Raw genomic sequence first — 18,294 nt, 5'->3', positions numbered from 1 at the left:
CCCAGGAGGGCCGTAACCACACCACTGCCGCAGGCACTAGCGAGGAGCGGTGAGCCCGGGGATCGCCGGTATCTGGATACCCGGCGGCAGGTCCGGTATCTGGATACCCGGCGGCAGGGCAGGGGCCGGAGCCGGTGCCGGGCGAACCGATCCGTCACTGACATAGATCGTGATGTTCGATCCGGGAACCGCGCTGCCCGACGGTGACGTCGACACCACGGTCCCGCGCGCAGCCTGATCGGCCGTCGTCACCGCTGTCACCTGGAAGCCCGCACCCTGCAGCGTGGACGTCGCGGACGACTGGCTCTGGCCGGTGACGTCGGGTACCTGTCCGTTGGCCGAGCCGCGGACGTACTTCTGATCGACCGGTGGAAGTTGGACGGGCCCGTAGTTGGTGGCGATCGGGCTCATGGCGTCGAACCAGGTTCTCGCGGGTTCGTTACCGCCGTACAGGTTTCCCGAACCGCAGGGCCGCAACGGGAACGAGCAGATCTCGCTAGGCGTCGGTGAGTCGCCGTAGGTGTACACGGCGGCGGCGTAGTTGTTGGTGAACCCGAGGAAGCCCGAGGACCGGTTCGACTCGGTGGTGCCGGTCTTACCGGACATCGGCAGGTTCCAGCCGGCCGAGGCAGCGGCGGAAGCAGACGTGCCACCTGCCTGGTCGTCCTTGCTCATCGCGTTGGCGAGGGTGTTCGCCAGACCGGGTTCGACGACCTGCTCACAGGCCTGGTGAGCGACAGGAACGGGCTTGCCGTCGCGGTCGAAGATCGAGTCGATCGGGGTGGGCGGGCACCACTTGCCGCCCGAAGCCAACGTGGCAGCCACGTTGGACAGCTCCAGCGGGTTCACCCACGTGGGTCCGAGGGTGAACGAGCCGAGGTTCTGACTCTTCTGGAAATCGGCCATCGACTGCTCGGCACCCGAGGAACCCGGGTCGTTGTACGAGCGGAGGCCGAGGCGAACGGCCATGTCGACCGTCGGCGTGACGCCGACGGACTCGATCAGTTTGACGAAAGCCGTGTTGGGAGACTGAGCCAGCGCGTCGGTGATGGACAGCGCGGGTGGGTAGTTGCCCGCGTTCTCCACGCAGTAGGTGGAGGCCGGGCAGTTACGGGCACCACCGTCGCCGACGCCCTTGACCTCCACGCGCTTGGGGACCTGCAGCGTTGCGTTGGTGCCCAGTCCGCGTTCCATGGCGGCGGCCGTGGTGAAGATCTTGAAGATGGAGCCGGCTCCGTTGCCCACGAGGGAGTGTGGTTGCGGCTGCACGGTCTCGTCGGCGTCGGCGTTGAGGCCGTAGGTGCGGCTGCTGCCCATCGCCAGGACGCGGTGCTGGTCCTGGCCCGGGGCGACGACGTTCATCACCGTCGCCACGCCGTCGAGCGAGGGGCTGGTGTTGCTGACCAGGGCGGCCTTGGTGGAGTTCTGCACCGCGGGGTCGAGCGTCGTGCGGATGAGGTACCCGCCCTTGTCGATCTGCTCCTGGCTGATTCCGGCCTGAGCGAGGTACTGCAACGCGTAGTCGCAGAAGAATCCTCGGTCTCCTGCCGCGATACAGCCGCGGGGCAGGGTCTGGGGGACCGGCAGCACGCCGAGGGGCTCGGCTTTGAGTGCGGTGAGCTCGGCCGCACGCTCGGGGAGGTTCTGGATCATCGTGTCGAGCACGGTGTTCCTGCGCTCGATCACACCCTCCTCGTTGGTGTACGGGTTGAGGGCCGAGCTGGACTGGACCATGCCGGCGAGCATCGCGGCCTGGACGGCGCTGAGCTGGCTGGCATCGATGCCGAAGTATGTCTGAGCCGCGTCCTGGATGCCGAAGGAGGCATTACCGAACGGCACCAGGTTGAGGTAGCGGGTGAGGATCTCGTCCTTGGTCAGTTCCTTGTCGAGCGTCAACGCCATCCGGATCTCACGGATCTTGCGGGCGGGCGTCGTCTCGATGGCGGCGCGTCGCTCGGCGTCGGTCTTCGCCACGACCAGCAGCTGGTAGTTCTTCACGTACTGCTGGTCGATGGTCGATGCACCCTGCTGGACCTGGCCGCTCGTGGTGTTGGTCAGGAACGCGCGCAGCGTGCCCTGCCAGTCGACGCCCTGGTGCTCCGCGAAGCGCCGGTCCTCGATGGAGACGATGGCCAGCTTCATCTCGTTGGAGATCTTGTCGCTCGGTACCTCGAAGCGGCGCTGCTCGTACAGCCACGCGATCGGGTTGCCGTTGACGTCGGTCATCGTCGAAACAGCAGGTACGGCACCCTCGACCAACTCGGCCGAGACGTTGTCGACGGTATCGGCGGCGCGGTTGGACGCGAACCCGAACCCACCGGCCAAGGGGAACATCACGCCGGCGAGCAATGCACCGGCGAGTGCTGAACATCCGGCGAGCTTCGCCACGGTTTTTCCAACTGACACAGAGCACAGCGTACGTGTGCCTCGTTCGGATCGGCAGTGCCCCGCATGCGTTGTGCGCTGCGCCCCTGCTCGGGACGCCCGTACCAGAAATGTGACCTCACCGTCTTGCATTCGGGGCCGGGTTTACCTAAATTATGAGCACAGTGTGATTCGCATAACACTTGATAATGAATGTGGGGCAGCTCCTAGAATTTGTGCTTCGACATCGAGGTACAAACTGCTCGGAGCCTCCAGGACGCCCAGTGAGGGCGACCGAGACGCAAAGGGGATCCGCCATGCACACGACAACCGCGCCGACGCGACTCGATGTAGAGGAAGCCGAAGCACGTATCGCTTGGGTGTCACACGCTCGGTGCAAGGGCACGGATCCGGACCAGCTGTTCGTCCGGGGTGCAGCGCAGCGCAAGGCCGCGACCATCTGCCGGCACTGCCCGGTTCTGATGCAGTGCGGTGCGGATGCGCTCGACAATCGCGTCGAGTTCGGTGTGTGGGGCGGCATGACCGAGCGTCAGCGCAGGGCACTGCTCAAGCAGCACCCCGAGGTCGACTCCTGGTCCGAATTCTTCGAGACCCAGCGTCAGCAGCAGGCGGCGATCTAGCCGCCTGCCGGTACGGCCGATTCAGCCTCTGCGGGTCAGCTGATCGGCCACCGCGCGTAGTGCGGCGAGGTCGGAGACCTCGAACGGCAGGGACGGAACACCGACGATGGGCACGCGGGGGTGCGCGCCGGTGAAGCGTTTGAGCAACCGCACCTCGCGCGCCGCGGTCACAGCGCGCTGAGCGTGGATACGCAGCACCGCAGCAGTCAGTTCGGCACCGGGGTCGTCGATCCGGTCCAACAGATCGGCGGCCGTGGCCGCATGATCGGCCTGCACCGACGACAACGTCGGATGCGTCCGGTTCACCACCAGTCCGGCCAGCGGCATGTCCTCGGCGGAGAGTCGCTCGACGAAGAACGCGGCCTCGCGCAACGCGTCGGGCTCGGCAGCGGCGACGACGAGGAAACTGGTGCCGTCCTCGCGGAGCAATTGGTATGTGCGCGTAGCGCGTTCGCGAAAACCGCCGAACATCGAATCCAGTGACTGCACGAAAGCCGAAGCGTCGGAAAGCATTTGGCTTCCGATGACGGTCGAGACGCCGCGCATCGCCAGGCTCATCGCGCTGGTGACGACGCGGGTGATTCCTCGTCCGGGAGCGGTCAGCAGCCGGATGAAACGACCGTCGAGAAACGACCCGAGCCGTTGCGGTGCGTCGAGGAAGTCCAACGCGTTGCGCGACGGCGGAGTGTCCACGACGATCAGATCCCACGACGCGTCGAGGGACAGCTGCCCCAGCTTCTCCATCGCCATGTACTCCTGCGTGCCCGAAAAGGACGACGCCACAGTCTGATAGAACGGGTTGGCCAGAACCTGAGCCGCTTTTTCCGGCGTCGAATGTTCGATGACCATCTCGTCGAACGTGCGCCGCATGTTCAGCATCATCGCGTGCAGTTCGCCCTTGGCGTCGGCACCCAATTTCACGGGCTGCGGACTGTTGTCGAGGTCGCCGAGCCCGAGGGCCTGAGCCAGCCGGCGAGCCGGATCGATGGTCAGCACGACAACACGCCTGCCCTGTTCGGCGGCACGCAGAGCCATCGCCGCTGCGGTGGTCGTCTTCCCGACGCCTCCTGCGCCGCAGACCACGACGATTCGTGACGCGGGGTCGGTGAGGATGCGGTCGACGTCGAGTTCGGTTGCTGCTGGTCGAGTCATCGGACACCCTGTTCTGCGAGCGTGGCGGCGAGCTCGTACAAGCCGCCGAGGTCGACGCCGTCGGCCAACATCGGCAGCGTCATGCGTGCGACGTCGAGTTCGTCGAGTTGTGTTGCGCTCTCGACCTGAGCGGACAGCGTCGACGCGTGCTCGATCGATTCGGTCAGTAGACCGGCGAAATCGGCCTCGGACAACGTGATTCCCGTCTTGGCCAGACCCTCCTGAATTGCGACGGCGTCGATCTCGCCCTCGGCGATGGGCTCGAGGGAGTCGGCAGGCAGGTACGTCGGCTCGGTGCGGTTGACGATCACCGTGCCCAGTCGGAGGTCGGCTGCTTCGAGCTCGCGTACCGCATCTGCCGTCTCCTGCACCGGCAATGCTTCGAGCAGGGTGACCAGGTGCACGACGGTGTCCGACGAATGCAACAACCGCACCACGCCCTCGCTCTGCGAGCGGACCGGCCCGCCTTTGGCCAGGTCGGCCATGGCCTTGGTGACGTCGAGGAAGTTCCCGATGCGGCCGGTGGGCGGCGAGTCGACGACCACCTCGTCGTACGCGCGGTTGCCCTTCTTGTCGGTCCGCACCACGCACTCCTTGACCTTGCCGGTCAGCAGTACGTCACGCAGGCCCGGCGCGATGGTCGTCGCGAACTCGATGGCACCGATCTTGCGCATCGCGCGGCCCGCGAAACCGAGGTTGTAGAACATGTCGAGATACTCGAGGAACGCGGTCTCGATGTCGATCGCCAGCGCGTAGACCTCGCCGCCGCCGTCCGCCGAGGCGACGCGGGTCTCCACCGGCGGTAGCTGCGGCACGTCGAACAGCTGCGCGATGCCCTGCCTGCCCTCGACCTCCACCAACAACACTCGCCGGCCACCTGCGGCCAGCGCCAACGCCAGCGCGGCAGCGACCGTCGACTTACCGGTACCGCCCTTGCCGGACACGAAATGCAGCCGCGCGGCGTCCGCCTTCGCCGGCCATCCCTCTTGCTTCGATGTACCCACGCCTCGACCATATAGAGACGCGATGCCGGTCGTCCGACAGAACCGATAATCACCCGATCGCAGTGACGCACCCCTCGTACTCCGGTGGGCGATAGGCTTCGAGTCATGAGCGAAAAGATCATCTGGGAGTACTTCACCGCACCGGTGCTGATTCACGCCACCAAGCAGATTCTCGACAACTACGGCTCCGAGGGCTGGGAGCTCGTGACGATCATGGCGGGACCGAACGGCGGCGACACGCTGGTCGCGTACTTCAAGCGTCCGAAGGGCTGACGCTGTGGCGAACTGGAGCGAACGCCTCTCCGAGATGGGCATCGAGCTGCCCGACGTCGTTCCGCCGCTGGCCGCGTACGTACCCGCCGTACAGGTGGGTTCGCTCGTCCACACCTCCGGTCAGTTGCCGATCGTGGACGGAAACCTGACCTCCGTGGGCAAAGTCGGAGCCGAGGTCTCGGCCGAGGACGCCACTGTAGCCGCACGGGTCTGCGCGTTGAACGCGCTCGCCGCGGTGCATGCGCTGGTCGGGATCGACTCGGTCGCGCGCGTGATCAAGGCTGTTGGCTTCGTCGCATCTGCGCCGGGGTTCACCGGTCAGCCCGGGGTGATCAACGGAGCATCGAACGTCATCGGTGAGATCTTCGGTGACGCGGGCAAGCACGCCCGCTCTGCCGTCGGCGTCGCGGAACTTCCGCTCGGTGCGTCGGTGGAAGTGGAGCTCATCGTCGAACTGCGGTAGTCGACGTGCCGTGGAAGGCGGAGCAGGTCTCGTCGATCGCGGAACGCAGCAGGTCTGCATTCGCGGCGTGATCGGGGATCGTCGTCGGACAGGCCGTCGTACAGACGGTGACGACGTCTCCGTTCACGCACCCTGGGCTCAGCGATGCGACGCCCGCGCACAGGGCTGCCCGGCTGGACCCCAACTCGAGGTCCAGACCGGGTCGGTCGACGGTGGTCACCACGGTATGGCCGGTGACACGCTCGGTCGTACCGGTGCGAGGGGCGTCGAGCCGGGCGCGGCGTCGGGTCCCTGATCCAACGCGGGTACTCCAACAGACCCACCGCATCGTCGATGCGAATCTGCAGTCTCGGAACGAGTCGAAGACGAACGCCGTGTACTCGTCCATCGAGCGATGCGGCGCCGACGTGTAGTGGAACATCGCATCTTCGACGTCCATCGTGGTCACACGATCAGGGTGCCCACTCCCGCGCCCGATCGATCACCCTTTGCAAGTGCAGTCCTCGGTGTACCGAGCATTCGTGGTCGACACCCGATTCCACCGACTCGAGGAACTCGTCCAGCAGTACGGCGTAGCAGTCGGTCGACGACGTGGATCGGTCGGTGAAGGTGTCGACTCCGGCGGGCCCGGACAGCTCGATTCGCATCAGCGACGGCATGACCGGTGTCCGCAGCGACAATTGGACGGTGCTACGCGCGCCGCCCTCGTGTTCGAGCAGAACGGTCCAACTGTCGGACGGCGTATCACGGTGCGAATAGGCAACGTGGGCAATGGTTCCCAGTGCCGCGTCGAGGAGATCGAAGACGTGCGGCCCGATGTCGAGGATCGCCCCGTCGTCGTGTCGCCACTGCGATTCCGAGTACGCCCCGCCGAGGGTGGCGCCGGAGAACCAGGTTCCGGAGCCGGCTGCCCAGGGGCGGCCCGCTGTGGAGGCGAGGAATTGCCTTGTCTCCGGAGCGAATCGGAGTGTCAGCGTCACCATCGAACGAACTCCGGCGGTGGTGACGGCCTCGGCCAGTTCCTCGGCCTCTGCCACGGTGGCGGCAATGGGCTTGTCCAGCAACACATGTTTGCCTGCCCGCGCGGCGCGGAGGGCGAACCCGGCTTGCACGGCCGGGGGCACGGCGAACGCCACCGTGTCGACGGCATCGAGCAGGGCGTCGAAAGACTCGTAGACGGGTGCACCCAATTCGGCCGCGGCGTCCGGTCTGCGAGCCCACACTCCGGTGAAGTCCACTCCCGGATGAGCGAGTAGCGAGGGGGCCTGAGTCTTGCGAGCCCAGGGGCCGGCTCCGACGAGTCCGATCTTCATACGCGTCGACGTTAGTCGTCGTCACCGGTCCTGTTCCACCTCGAGAACAGTGGGCGTCCTACAGTGTTTCAATGGCCGACTCGAAGTTGACGCATCCCGCCTACGGACTGGTCCGATATGTGACGCCCTCGGCGTCGGTCCTGCTCGCGGAGAACCCGGGCAAGATGACGCTCGACGGAACGAACACGTGGATTCTGCGGGCACCGGGTTCCGAGGAGTGCATCGTCGTCGACCCGGGTCCGAAGGACAAGGCCCATCTCGACGCCGTCGCCGCGTCGGGCACGGTGGTGCTGACCCTGGTGACCCACCGCCATGCCGATCACACAGCGGGGTTGAAGCGGTTTCACCGCAAGACGGGGGCACCGGTGCGGGCGGTGGGGGAGAAGTTCCTGCACGGCGGCGGCGAGCGGTTGGCCGACGGCGAGGTTATCGATGCGGCGGGTCTACGGATCCGGGTGCTGCACACGCCCGGTCACACGGCGGATTCGGTGAGCTTCGTGCTCGACGATGCGGTCCTGACGGGAGATACGATCCTCGGCCGCGGCACCACGGTGCTCGATCCGAAGGACGGCTCGCTCGCGGACTATCTGAATTCGCTCGATCGACTCGAGGCCGCCGGTGCGGGCAAGACGGTGTTGCCGGGGCACGGGGCCGAGGTGCCGGACACCGCCGAGGTGGCGCGACTGTATCGCGCTCACCGTCGGCAGCGGCTGGATCAGGTGCGGGCGGCGTTGGCCGAGATCGGAGACGACGCCAAACCGATGCAGGTGGTACGCCACGTCTATTCGGACGTGGACAAGAAGTTGTGGCCGGCTGCGCGGATGTCGGTCAAGACGCAGCTGGCCTACCTCAGGGAGAACTAGCTAGCGAGCTCGGCGAGCCAGGCGCTCGGAGTCCGAGATCAGCACGGACTTGCCCTCGAGGCGCAGCCATCCGCGGTGTGCGAAATCGGCCAGTGCCTTGTTGACGGTCTCGCGAGAGGCACCGACGAGCTGAGCGATCTCTTCCTGCGTCAGGTCGTGGGTCACGCGAAGCGATCCCGCTTCCTGCGTGCCGAAGCGCTGCGCGAGCTGCAGCAGCGCCTTGGCCACGCGTCCGGGGACGTCGGTGAAGATGAGGTCGGCCAGGTTGTTGTTGGTGCGACGCAAGCGGCGAGCCAGGACGCGCAGCAGCTGCTCGGCGATCTCGGGGCGCTGATCGATCCAGTCCTTGAGGGCAGCGCGATCCATGCTGACCGCGCGCACCTCGGTGACCGTGGTGGCCGAGGAGGTTCGGGGGCCGGGGTCGAAGATGGAGAGCTCACCGAACATGTCCGACGGTCCCATGATCGTCAGCAGGTTCTCGCGGCCGTCGGGAGAGCGTCGCCCGAGCTTGATCTTGCCGGAAACGATGATGTAGAGCCGGTCTCCGGGCTCACCCTCGTTGAACACCACGTGTCCCCGGGGGAAATCGACAGGCTGCAGCTGCTTCGTCAGTGCCGCAACCGCAGAGGGTTCGACTCCTTGGAAGATGCCGGCCCGTGCCAGGACGTCGTCCACTTGCGCTCCTTTTGGGATGTCGGCGATGCGGTGACCCGCACCCCCGAAGGCGTTTGTACACACTCGTCTCACCCACCGAATCGCGTGTGCGATTCAGGCGTCGATGCCGATGCAATGTTCAAACACAACAATTACCTCAGGGGAGTCTACTTCGACTCGGCCGAAACCGAGTGATCGACGCCACCACAGGTTGCCAGAGGAACCGGGCGTCTGTTCGCGTTCACCATAAATTCATCCGAATGCGGACAAATGGGTGCTCAACTGGCCCGTTGGTCGATCATGCCGTCGCGCGTGTCGATCGTGCGCGGAGGGGTCTGGTGACGCTTGCGGTTGTTGAACCGAGCGAGGGCGTGGGGGAAGCCCTCGTTCGCCAGTGTGGCGACCTCGGACTTGCTCGCCTGATCGAGGAATTCCTCTACTTCGTGCTCCCGGACGCCGAGCTTGCTGAGCCGGAACTCGACGCGCTCCATCGCGAGTGCGAAGAGCATGAGTAGTACCGGAAAGAGCACCACGGCGAGTCCTTGCATACCGGCCAGTTAACACCGAAAAGGTCTCGATACAAACACAGCTCGGCGCGCTCGCGTAGTTCGTTACGCATTCTTGTCCGTACAGTTGTGGCGTGGAATCGACAGCCCCGAAACGCCCCGACGTGCGCAAACGCGAGGAGACGCGACTCGGCCTCGTGCGTCGGGCCCGGCGGATGAACCGAACGCTCGGGGTCGCGTTTCCGCACGTCTACTGCGAACTCGACTTCACCACGCCCCTCGAACTCGCCGTCGCGACCATCCTGTCTGCGCAGTGCACCGACAAGCGCGTCAACATGGTCACTCCGGCCCTGTTCGTGAGATACCGCACAGCCCGCGACTACGCCGAGGCCGACCGGACCGAACTCGAGGAGTTCATTCGCACCACGGGGTTCTATCGGAACAAGGCCAACTCGTTGATCGGTCTCGGCCAGAAGTTGCTGGAGAACTTCGACGGCGAAGTCCCCGCTTCGTTGAAGGATCTGGTGACGTTGCCCGGAATCGGCCGCAAGACGGCCAACGTCGTGCTCGGCAATGCGTTCGACGTCCCCGGCATCACGGTCGACACCCACTTCGGCCGGCTGGTGCGGCGCTGGCAGTGGACGGCGGAGGAGGACCCGGTCAAGGTGGAGCACGCGGTCGGCGAGCTGATCGAGCGGAAAGAGTGGACTCTGCTTTCCCATCGCGTCATCTTCCATGGTCGACGCGTCTGCCACTCCCGCACGCCGGCGTGCGGGGTGTGCGTCCTGGCCAAGGACTGCCCGTCGTTCGGCCTCGGCCCGACCGATCCGGCGACCGCTGCAGCCCTGGTGAGGGGTCCCGAGACCGATCATCTGCTCGCTCTCGCCGGAATCGTGTCGTGAACAAGGCCGCTCTTCGCTGGTCTCTGGTCGCGCTCATCCTCGTCGTCGGCATGGTCTATGCCCTCTGGCCACGCAATGAAGCTCCGGCAACGCAGCCCGCCGCCGGGCCCGGTCTGGGACAGCAAGGCCCGTCGACGGCCGAGCGTCGTGCAGCCGACACCCCTGAAGCACTTGCACCTCTGCGGGAGAACGCGGGCCTCGCCGCATGTCCGACGCCGTCTGGCACATCGACGGGTCCGTTGACGGGCATGACCCTCGAATGCATCGGCGACGGCTCGTCCGTCGACCTCGGCCAGGCTCTGGCCGGGCGACCCGCACTGCTGAACATCTGGGCCTACTGGTGTGGCCCGTGCGCGGAGGAGCTGCCGTACTTGCAGCAATACGCGCAGCGGGCGGGTGATGCCATCACCGTGTTGACCGTCCACAACGACGCCAACGAGTCCAATGGGCTGACCCGTCTGGCCGAGTACGGCGTCACGCTGCCCGGCGTTCAGGACGGTGCAGGACGCGTCGCAGCGGCCTTGGGAGCGCCGAACGTGCTGCCCGTATCCGTTTTGATATCTGCGGATGGCACTGTCGCCAAGGTGCTACCTCAACCCTTTCGTAGCGTCGACGACATCGCCGACGCAGTCCGTGAGAACCTCGGGGTCTCGTCGTGAGCGCACCCGAGTGGCTCGGGCGCATGCTCGACGTCGCCGGCGGCGCGAACGGACTGACCGACACCACCGGAATCAACCCGGTGCTGCAACGACAGGCGCAGCCCGCCGATCGAACCCGTTCGGCGGCCGTGTTGGTGCTGTTCGGCGGCCCCGCGGCCGCCGACCCGACCGCGCCCGGTGGACTACCCGCCGAGGCCGACGTACTGCTGACCCAGCGCGCGTCGACCTTGCGCGACCACAGTGGGCAGATCGCCTTCCCCGGCGGTGCCACCGACCCGGGTGACGACGGGCCCATCGGAACTGCGCTGCGCGAGGCTCAGGAAGAGACCGGTCTCGACCCGGCCGGCGTCGTGCCGCTGGCGACGATGCCCGGCATCTACGTGCCGCCGTCCCGATTCGACGTGGTCCCCGTGCTCTCGTACTGGCAGGAGCCGAGTCCGGTTCGGGTGGTCGACGTGGGTGAGACCGAACGGGTGGTACGAGTTCCGTTGCGAGAGTTGCTCGATCCGGCCAACCGATTCCAGGTGCGGCACCCCGCCGGCTACCAGGGCCCGGCCTTCTCGGCACAGGGAATGCTGGTGTGGGGATTCACGGGCGGTATTCTGGCGGGCCTGCTCGCTGTGTCGGGCTGGGAGTCCGAGTGGGACACGGGGGACATACGCGATCTGGAGGCCAGCTTGACTGCGGTAGGAGCGAGGCTCGATCGGTGACGGGTTCAGGGTGGGTCGATATCGCGGTGGTCGCCGTCGCGCTGCTGGCGGCTACGTCGGGATGGCGACAGGGTGCGGTGGCGTCGGCGCTGGCGTTTCTCGGCGTTGTGCTCGGGGCTGTCGCCGGCATTCTGGTGGCACCGCACGTGCTCGAACACGTCGACGGTTCGCGCATGCGGGTGTTCGTCGGCATCGCGTTGATCGTGGTGTTGGTGATCGTCGGTGAAGTAGCAGGCATGGTTCTGGGGCGGGCGTTGCGCAGCGGAATACATTCGCGCGGAGCCAGATCCGTGGACAGCACAATCGGGGCCGGGTTGCAGGCCGCGGCCGTGCTCGCGGCCGCGTGGCTGCTGGCGATTCCGCTGACGTCCTCATCGCAACCCGAGGTGGCCAGTGCCGTGCGTGGCTCGACGGTCCTGGGCAAGGTGGACGAGGTGGCACCCGACTGGTTGCGTCAGGTGCCCAAGGAATTCTCGGCGCTGCTCGACACGTCCGGGCTGCCGGACGTCATCGGTCCGTTCGGACGCACTCCGGTCGCCGAGGTCGCCGCTCCCGACTCCGGGATCGCCGCAGGCCCCGTCCCGGTGGCGCTGCGGGCAAGCGTGATCAAGATCAACGGAATCGCCCCGAGTTGCCAGAAGGCGCTCGAGGGTTCGGGATTCGTCGTCGGGCCGGATCTGGTGATGACCAACGCCCACGTGGTGGCCGGTACCTCCCAGGTGACCGTCGATTCTCCGGACGGCCCTCTCGATGCCGACGTCGTCCTGTTCGATCCCGAAGAAGATGTTGCAGTGCTTCGTGTTTCGCAGTTGCAGGCTCCGGTGCTGCCGTTCGCGCCGGCACCCGCCGAATCCGGATCCGACGCCATCGTGCTCGGCTACCCGGGCGGCGGTCCGTACACGGCGAGCCCAGCGCGCATTCGCGAGATCATCAATCTCAGCGGACCGGACATCTACCGCACCGGAACTGTTCAACGCGAGGTCTACACGGTGCGCGGATCGGTGCGGCAGGGCAATTCCGGTGGGCCACTGGTCAATTCGAACGGTGAGGTGCTCGGTGTGGTGTTCGGTGCCGCCGTCGACGACCCCGACACCGGATTCGTCTTGACCGCAACCGAGATCGCGGACGAGCTCGCTCGCAGCTTCGATGCGCCGGTCAGTGTGGGTACCGGCGACTGCATCGTCTGACGGCGGGACGTCAGCTTTCGAGCGCGACGCGCAGGATTTCCTCGGACACGACGTCGGGGGCTTCCTGGTGCACGTAGTGCCCCACGTCCCGCACCGTTCGACGGGTCAGCCCCGGTGCCCAGTGCCGATCGCGATCGAGGGTGGTGGGTAGGACGTACGGATCGAGGTCACCGCTGATCTGCGCGACGGGGATCGAGGTCTTCACATCCACGGCGTCCATGAAGCGTCGGCCCTCGGCGCGGAACTGGCTACGGAACGCCCAGCGCTGATATTCGAGTGCGCTGTGCGCGGCCCCGGGAATTCGGATGGCGGAGCGCATCTTGCCTGCGGTATCGGCGAAATCGTCGGTGCGCTGCCACTGCGACCCGGCGCGGCTGCGCATCAACTCCTCGACTGCCGCGCCCCCTCGACGCGTGAGCAGCTTTTCGGGGCGCAGCGGAACCTGATACCGAACGAAGTGCGGCAGCAGGGCACCGCGCTGTTCGGAATCCTTCAGGACGGCGCGGCGCAGCGAGATCGGGTGCGGTGCGTTGATCAGGACCATCGAGCGGACCATTCGCGGATGCAGAGCCGAGCTCGCCCAGCACACCAGGCCGCCGTCGGCATGGCCGACGAACGTCGCGTGCGGGTAACCCAGCGCGCGAACGAGACCGACGATGTCGCCGGCCAGGGTCCATCCGTCGTAGCCACGTGGAGGCTTGTCGGAGTCGCCGTAGCCGCGGAGGTCGACAGCGACCGCACGCACTCCGGAACGCGCGAGCGAATCGAGCTGGTGATGCCAGGAGTACCAGAAGTCGGCGAAGCCGTGCAGCAATACCACCAGCGGGGCGTCGGGAGCATGCTCGCCGACCTCCACGGTGTGGAACCGGATTCCGTTGGCATGGATGTCGCGATGGATCCACTGTCCCGGGTAGCGGACCGTGGACGGATCGGGATGATTCATACTGCTCGACTCGCCGGGCGTCGTCTACTTCTTGTAGCCGGGGATTCCGGGAACGCTCTCGTGCTGGTTCGGCAGCACGGACGACGCCTGCTTCAGCGAGTCGATGGTCTTCTCGGGCTTACGCAGTTTCTTGACCCTGCGGTATCCGAGGAACCCGAACAGTCCTGCAACCAGCACCATGAACACGAAGACGATCAGAAACGCGGCCCAACGGTATAGCCACACGTCGAGAAGCTCGGCGGCGAAGAAGAAGAAGAAGAACGAGCTGAACAGCAGCACCGTCAGCGCGACGATGAAGAAGACGCTGCCCTGCAGTCCCTTCTTGACCTCGCCGGTGACCTCGGCTTTGGCGAGGGCCACCTCGGCACGCACCAGCGTCGAGACCTGAGTCGTGGCGTCCTTGACGAGGTTTCCGATGCTCGCGCTACCGGGTGTGCGGGCATCGACATCGGTGAGAGGTATCGACGAAATCGTGTTCGGGACGCCGTTGCCGTATCCCTTGTCATTGCTGACGCTCAACTCTCGACCCCTTGTAATCGCTGTGCTCGGTGTTGCGGTGATCGCTCTGCTCGGTGTTGCGGAAGATCGTATCGACAGTAGTGCCTAAGTAGCAGATTATCTGTCCCGCGGCGGCCGAGCGACGCTCGGCCCTTCGTCGGTTACCTCTCCGCCCGTCGGCACAAACACGGGAATGTTGCACGAATCGGCAACGAACGGCCCGGGGGCGTGAAATTCTCAGGTGTTCATCAGGTAATTTTCAGGGAACTTTCCCCTTCAGGAGCACTCGTGAGTTCACCACACGCCGTCACGGACGACGGCGCAATTCCCGCACCTCAGGTGCCTCGGTCCCGCATCGTCATCGCCTCGATGGTCGGTACGTCCATCGAGTTCTTCGACTTCTACATCTATGCCACGGCCGCAGTGCTCGTCTTCCCCCGCCTGTTCTTCCCCGCGGGCAACGACACGACCGCGCTGCTGGCGTCGTTCGCGACGTTCGGTTTGGCGTTCGTCGCGCGACCCATCGGCTCGATTCTGTTCGGCCACTTCGGTGATCGCATCGGACGCAAGGCCACCCTCGTCGGGTCCCTGCTGACGATGGGTGTCGCGACATTCGCGATCGGGCTTCTGCCGACCTACGCCGCGGCGGGTCTGTGGGCGCCGGCTCTGCTGGCGCTGATGCGCTTCACCCAGGGCGTCGGCCTCGGCGGCGAATGGAGCGGTGCGGCGTTGCTGGCCACCGAGACCGCCAAGCCGGGCAAGCGCGCCTGGGCGGCGATGTACCCGCAGTTGGGTGCGCCGATCGGCTTCTTCTTCGCCAACGGCATCTTCCTGCTCATCGTCATCGCGACCGGCTACGACTCCGCCAACTCCGGCACCGACCATGCGTTCCTCACGTGGGGCTGGCGCATTCCGTTCCTGCTCAGCGCGATCATGGTGATCATCGGCCTGTACGTCCGCCTCAAGCTCGAGGAGACGCCGGTGTTCAAGCTGGCCGTCGAGCGCGGGCAGAAGGTGAAGACCCCGTTGGCTCAGGTGTTCAAGACGAGCTGGCGTCAGCTGATCATCGGCACGTTCGTCATGCTCGCCACCTACACGCTCTTCTACATCATGACGACGTGGGTGGTCAGTTACGGAACAGGCAAGGTGGCCGACGTCAACGGGCCGAAGCTCGCGATTCCGTACACGGACTTCCTCGAGCTCCAGCTCATCGCGGTGCTGTTCTTCGCCGCCCTGATCCCGGTCGCCGGGCTGCTCGCCGACAAGTACGGCCGACGCCCGACGCTCATCGTCATCACCGCGGCGATCGTGCTGTTCGGACTCTCGTTCCACTGGTTCGCCGACCCGTCGTCCGCGTCGGCAGGCAAGATGCTGGTGTTCATGTGCGTCGGCCTCGGACTGATGGGCCTGACATTCGGACCCATGAGTGCCGTTCTGCCCGAACTCTTTCCGACCAACGTGCGCTACACGGGCTCGGGAATTTCGTACAACACCGCGTCGATCCTCGGAGCTGCAGTGGCTCCGTTCATCGCAACCTGGCTGGTGAGTTCCTACGGCGTCGGCTGGGTGGGCGTCTATCTCGCCATCGCCGCTGCGCTGACCCTGATCTCGCTGATCATCATGAAGGAAACGCGAGACCAGTCGCTCGACAGCGTGTAGAGCGGCTGCGCCGCACGTGAGTGGAAACTCGTAGCAGGGGTCGAGTTTCCACTCACCTGCGTAGCTCGTTTCGGTGATCGCTGGACACAGACAGGCGATTGCCAGGAAGTCGGCAGCGGACCCTCAGGGTCGAGGGCAACAGTGATCGTTTGTGACCATCCTTCCTGTGACCGCCGTTTCAGAGCGCGACGTGAGTCGACCGCGCTGGGCGTTGCCCGGTCTGACCGCCCTTCTCGTCGGAACAGCAGGGGCCTATGCCCTCGATCTGAACCGCGAACATTGGGGTAATTCCTTCTACGCGGCGGCCGTGCAGGCCGGTTCGATCAGTTGGAAGGCGTTTCTGTTCGGTTCGTCCGATGCCGCGAACTCCATCACGGTGGACAAGCCGCCGGCATCGCTGTGGATCATGGAGCTCTCGGTACGAATCTTCGGCCTCAACTCGTGGTCGCTGTTGTTGCCGCAGGTGCTGATGGCCGTGCTGAGCGTGGGAATCATGTACGCGACCGTCGCCCGTCGATTCGGATACGGGGCCGCGCTGATTGCGGGCGCGATCTTGGCCACCACGCCGACCTTCGCGCTGATGTTCCGCTACGACAATCCCGACGCCTTGCTCACCCTCACCCTGTTGGGGGCAGCGTGGGCGATGCTGCGTGCTCTCGAAGACGGACGCACTCGCTGGCTGGTGCTGACGGGCGCTGTCGTGGGTCTCGGATTTCTGACCAAACAGCTGCAGGCCTTCCTCGTCGTTCCCGCTCTTGCCGTGGCCTACGCAGCGTTCGGTCCGCGAAAGCTCGGAACCCGACTTCTGCAGTTGCTGGCCGCCGGTGCCGCCGTGCTCGTCTCCGCTGGATGGTGGGTTGCGATCGTGCAACTGGTGCCGGCGGAGGACCGCCCCTGGGTCGGTGGATCGAAAACCGACAGCATTCTGGATCTGACCTTCGGTTACAACGGACTGGGCAGGTTGACCGGTAACGAACACGCGGGCACCGCCGGATCGTCTGCCGGTGATGCAGTGCAGGCCAGCGGTTTCGGGCCGGGTGGGCACGGACCGCAGACGGGCATCACCCGGATGTTCGCGGCTGCCCAGGGCGGTCAGATCTCGTGGCTGATTCCGGCCGCGCTGGTGCTCCTGGTCGCGGGAATCGTGGTGCGCGGCAGAGCTCCTCGGGGGGACTTTCAACGCGCCTGGTTCGTGATGTGGGGACTGTGGCTCGTCGGGTGCTCGCTGGTGTTCAGCTTCATGTCGGGCACCTTCCACCCGTATTACACGATCGTCGTCGCTCCGGCGATTGCCGCCATCGTCGGAGCGGCTCTCCGTGAGCTGTGGATGCGGCGTGAAAAGGCCACGTGGCGCGCGGTTCTCGTGCTGGCATCGGCGATCACGACGGCTACCTCGTTCGTCTTTCTCGCCCGCACCCCCGAATTTCTGCCGTGGCTGCGGTGGGTGGTGCTGGGAGTCGGGGTTTTCGTCGCAGTGGCCCTGGTGTTCCGCCGGTCCCGATCGATCTCGATTGCACTGGGGGCGATGGCAATTGCGGTCGCTCTTGCCGGCCCCGTCGCCTACGTCGCCGATACCGTGGTCACTCCGCACACGGGAGGTGGCCCGTCGGCCGGGCCTGCCGTTGCGTTCGACCAGGCTGCGTATCGAAGTGGTCGAGGGGGTGAAGATGCCGAGCGGTCGACGCAATTCGGCTCCCCACCGGCTCCCGACGAGGAGCTGACCGGACTCCTCGAGGCCGATCCGCAGAAGTACACCTGGGCCGCGGCGACGATCGGATCCAATGCCGCCGCGGTTCTACAGCTCGCGACCGACGACCCGGTGATGCCGGTGGGCGGATTCTCCGGAACCGACCCGTCGCCCACACTCGCTCAATTCCAGGCCGACGTGGCCGCGGGAAAGATCCATTACTTCATCGCGGGAACGGGCAAGTCCAGGCCGTCGGTGATCGGTGACTGGGTGGCTGCGACTTTCTCACCGAGGACCGTCGGCGATTACACGGTGTTCGATCTGAGTGCTGGAGCGGCTGCGCCGCATGTGAGTGCGGAGCCTGCGGTCGTTCCGCAGGCTCCACTCCGAGCTTCGTAGCCCACTACGTAGTTCCACTCACATGGGAGCGCTAGCGACCCTTCTTGATCGCCTCGAACACCTTCGGGTCGACGAGGGTGGAGACGTCGCCGAGTTCGCGGCCTTCGGCCACGTCACGGAGCAGGCGGCGCATGATCTTGCCGGAGCGGGTCTTCGGCAACTCGGGGACGATGGAGATCTCACGCGGTCGGGCGATCGGTGAGATTTCCTTGGAGACCTGGGCTTTGAGTTCGGCGATCAACGCGTCGCCGGTGTTCTCCTCGCCGGCGCGCAGGATGACGAACGCGACGATGCCCTGACCGGTGGTCTCGTCAGCGGCTCCGACGACGGCGGCTTCGGCGACGCTGTGGTGGGTGACGAGCGCCGATTCGACTTCGGAGGTGGAGATGCGGTGGCCGGAGACGTTCATGACATCGT

General features: G+C 65.7%; 20 protein-coding genes. 10 read left to right on the top strand and 10 right to left on the bottom strand.

The genetic code is table 11. From position 1 onward, the window contains the following. Positions 1 to 36: 36 nt before the first annotated feature. On the bottom strand, positions 37 to 2,388 hold the full coding sequence (locus QM588_RS22965) for a penicillin-binding protein (RefSeq protein ID WP_283316929.1): 2,352 nt from the start codon (positions 2,386 to 2,388) through the stop codon (positions 37 to 39). Positions 2,389 to 2,681: 293 nt separating this feature from the next. On the opposite strand from QM588_RS22965, the gene QM588_RS22960 reads away from it, so the two are divergent. Beyond that, a complete protein-coding gene (locus QM588_RS22960) occupies positions 2,682 to 3,005 on the top strand; it encodes a WhiB family transcriptional regulator (RefSeq protein ID WP_008712729.1) in 324 nt (107 codons plus the stop codon). A 21-nt stretch (positions 3,006 to 3,026) separates the two neighbouring features. Here the strand turns inward: QM588_RS22960 and QM588_RS22955 are convergent, their stop codons facing one another. Next, positions 3,027 to 4,157, bottom strand: coding sequence for an ArsA family ATPase (locus tag QM588_RS22955; RefSeq protein WP_283316828.1), 1,131 nt, complete (start codon positions 4,155 to 4,157; stop codon positions 3,027 to 3,029). Continuing rightward, positions 4,154 to 5,161, bottom strand: a complete 1,008-nt coding sequence (locus tag QM588_RS22950; protein WP_027494499.1) for an ArsA-related P-loop ATPase — start codon at positions 5,159 to 5,161, stop codon at positions 4,154 to 4,156. The genes QM588_RS22955 and QM588_RS22950 overlap by 4 nt, the downstream gene beginning before the upstream one ends. Before the next feature lie 105 nt (positions 5,162 to 5,266). Between QM588_RS22950 and QM588_RS22945 the strand changes: the two genes are divergently transcribed. After that, entirely contained in the window at positions 5,267 to 5,434 is a 168-nt protein-coding gene (locus QM588_RS22945; protein ID WP_072691993.1) for a DUF4177 domain-containing protein, read from the top strand. 34 nt (positions 5,435 to 5,468) lie between these two features. After that, positions 5,469 to 5,897: a RidA family protein gene (locus tag QM588_RS22940; RefSeq protein WP_283316926.1), complete on the top strand. Its 429-nt coding sequence runs from the start codon at positions 5,469 to 5,471 to the stop codon at positions 5,895 to 5,897. Here the strand turns inward: QM588_RS22940 and QM588_RS22935 are convergent. Together QM588_RS22935 and QM588_RS22930 are read right to left on the bottom strand one after the other, a co-directional pair. Next, positions 5,878 to 6,345 (bottom strand): hypothetical protein, encoded by a 468-nt coding sequence (locus tag QM588_RS22935; RefSeq protein WP_283316826.1) that lies wholly within the window; start codon positions 6,343 to 6,345, stop codon positions 5,878 to 5,880. The two genes, QM588_RS22940 and QM588_RS22935, sit on opposite strands and share 20 nt — an antisense overlap. Before the next feature lie 4 nt (positions 6,346 to 6,349). After that, the gene (locus tag QM588_RS22930) at positions 6,350 to 7,210 is read right to left on the bottom strand and encodes a Gfo/Idh/MocA family protein (RefSeq protein ID WP_283316825.1); all 861 of its coding nucleotides are present in this window, start codon (positions 7,208 to 7,210) and stop codon (positions 6,350 to 6,352) included. Between the two features lie 71 nt (positions 7,211 to 7,281). On the opposite strand from QM588_RS22930, the gene QM588_RS22925 reads away from it, so the two are divergent. After that, positions 7,282 to 8,073, top strand: coding sequence for an MBL fold metallo-hydrolase (locus QM588_RS22925; protein WP_283316824.1), 792 nt, complete (start codon positions 7,282 to 7,284; stop codon positions 8,071 to 8,073). On the opposite strand, the gene QM588_RS22920 is transcribed toward QM588_RS22925, so the two are convergent. Both QM588_RS22920 and QM588_RS22915 read right to left on the bottom strand, forming a co-directional pair. Then, the gene (locus tag QM588_RS22920; protein WP_027494494.1) at positions 8,074 to 8,748 is read right to left on the bottom strand and encodes a Crp/Fnr family transcriptional regulator; all 675 of its coding nucleotides are present in this window, start codon (positions 8,746 to 8,748) and stop codon (positions 8,074 to 8,076) included. It lies immediately after the preceding gene. A 257-nt stretch (positions 8,749 to 9,005) separates the two neighbouring features. Continuing rightward, positions 9,006 to 9,275: a hypothetical protein gene (locus QM588_RS22915; protein ID WP_283316823.1), complete on the bottom strand. Its 270-nt coding sequence runs from the start codon at positions 9,273 to 9,275 to the stop codon at positions 9,006 to 9,008. A gap of 92 nt (positions 9,276 to 9,367) precedes the next feature. Here QM588_RS22915 and nth point away from each other — a divergent pair, with 92 nt between their 5' ends. From nth to marP, 4 genes are read left to right on the top strand one after another with little or no spacing between them, the layout of a single operon-like run. Continuing rightward, complete coding sequence (nth, locus tag QM588_RS22910) at positions 9,368 to 10,135, top strand: endonuclease III (RefSeq protein WP_442972967.1); 768 nt, start codon at positions 9,368 to 9,370, stop codon at positions 10,133 to 10,135. Between the two features lie 50 nt (positions 10,136 to 10,185). Beyond that, positions 10,186 to 10,794, top strand: a complete 609-nt coding sequence (locus QM588_RS22905; RefSeq protein WP_283316923.1) for a TlpA family protein disulfide reductase — start codon at positions 10,186 to 10,188, stop codon at positions 10,792 to 10,794. A 23-nt stretch (positions 10,795 to 10,817) separates the two neighbouring features. Beyond that, on the top strand, positions 10,818 to 11,504 hold the full coding sequence (locus QM588_RS22900) for an NUDIX hydrolase (RefSeq protein ID WP_283316921.1): 687 nt from the start codon (positions 10,818 to 10,820) through the stop codon (positions 11,502 to 11,504). Next, positions 11,501 to 12,691: an acid resistance serine protease MarP gene (gene marP, locus QM588_RS22895; protein ID WP_283316821.1), complete on the top strand. Its 1,191-nt coding sequence runs from the start codon at positions 11,501 to 11,503 to the stop codon at positions 12,689 to 12,691. Before QM588_RS22900 ends, marP begins: the two co-directional genes overlap by 4 nt. A gap of 10 nt (positions 12,692 to 12,701) precedes the next feature. Here the strand turns inward: marP and QM588_RS22890 are convergent, their stop codons facing one another. Both QM588_RS22890 and QM588_RS22885 read right to left on the bottom strand, forming a co-directional pair. After that, positions 12,702 to 13,634, bottom strand: coding sequence for an alpha/beta fold hydrolase (locus QM588_RS22890; RefSeq protein ID WP_283316818.1), 933 nt, complete (start codon positions 13,632 to 13,634; stop codon positions 12,702 to 12,704). A gap of 24 nt (positions 13,635 to 13,658) precedes the next feature. Then, positions 13,659 to 14,153, bottom strand: coding sequence for a phage holin family protein (locus tag QM588_RS22885; RefSeq protein ID WP_283316816.1), 495 nt, complete (start codon positions 14,151 to 14,153; stop codon positions 13,659 to 13,661). Positions 14,154 to 14,420: 267 nt separating this feature from the next. Between QM588_RS22885 and QM588_RS22880 the strand changes: the two genes are divergently transcribed. Both QM588_RS22880 and QM588_RS22875 read left to right on the top strand, forming a co-directional pair. After that, positions 14,421 to 15,791: an MFS transporter gene (locus QM588_RS22880; RefSeq protein WP_027494486.1), complete on the top strand. Its 1,371-nt coding sequence runs from the start codon at positions 14,421 to 14,423 to the stop codon at positions 15,789 to 15,791. Positions 15,792 to 15,957: 166 nt separating this feature from the next. Continuing rightward, a complete protein-coding gene (locus QM588_RS22875) occupies positions 15,958 to 17,877 on the top strand; it encodes a glycosyltransferase family 39 protein (RefSeq protein ID WP_283316815.1) in 1,920 nt (639 codons plus the stop codon). A gap of 31 nt (positions 17,878 to 17,908) precedes the next feature. Here the strand turns inward: QM588_RS22875 and QM588_RS22870 are convergent. Next, a partial coding sequence (locus tag QM588_RS22870; RefSeq protein WP_442972966.1) for an AMP-binding enzyme occupies positions 17,909 to 18,294 on the bottom strand: 386 nt, incomplete at its 5' end.

This window comes from Rhodococcus sp. IEGM 1354 (assembly GCF_030056855.1).
Lineage (GTDB): Bacteria > Actinomycetota > Actinomycetes > Mycobacteriales > Mycobacteriaceae > Rhodococcoides.
The sequence above is the reverse complement of the archived record's forward strand: the minus strand, read 5'-3'. Positions and strand labels throughout refer to the sequence as shown.

Coding starts and splice junctions, on each gene's coding strand:
- QM588_RS22960 (WP_008712729.1), top strand. CDS start 2,682: ATGCACACGACAACCGCGCCGACGCGACTCGATGTAGAGGAAGCCGAA.
- QM588_RS22955 (WP_283316828.1), bottom strand. CDS start 4,157: ATGACTCGACCAGCAGCAACCGAACTCGACGTCGACCGCATCCTCACC.
- QM588_RS22945 (WP_072691993.1), top strand. CDS start 5,267: ATGAGCGAAAAGATCATCTGGGAGTACTTCACCGCACCGGTGCTGATT.
- QM588_RS22940 (WP_283316926.1), top strand. CDS start 5,469: ATGGGCATCGAGCTGCCCGACGTCGTTCCGCCGCTGGCCGCGTACGTA.
- QM588_RS22930 (WP_283316825.1), bottom strand. CDS start 7,210: ATGAAGATCGGACTCGTCGGAGCCGGCCCCTGGGCTCGCAAGACTCAG.
- QM588_RS22925 (WP_283316824.1), top strand. CDS start 7,282: ATGGCCGACTCGAAGTTGACGCATCCCGCCTACGGACTGGTCCGATAT.
- QM588_RS22915 (WP_283316823.1), bottom strand. CDS start 9,275: ATGCAAGGACTCGCCGTGGTGCTCTTTCCGGTACTACTCATGCTCTTC.
- QM588_RS22905 (WP_283316923.1), top strand. CDS start 10,186: ATGGTCTATGCCCTCTGGCCACGCAATGAAGCTCCGGCAACGCAGCCC.
- QM588_RS22900 (WP_283316921.1), top strand. CDS start 10,818: ATGCTCGACGTCGCCGGCGGCGCGAACGGACTGACCGACACCACCGGA.
- QM588_RS22890 (WP_283316818.1), bottom strand. CDS start 13,634: ATGAATCATCCCGATCCGTCCACGGTCCGCTACCCGGGACAGTGGATC.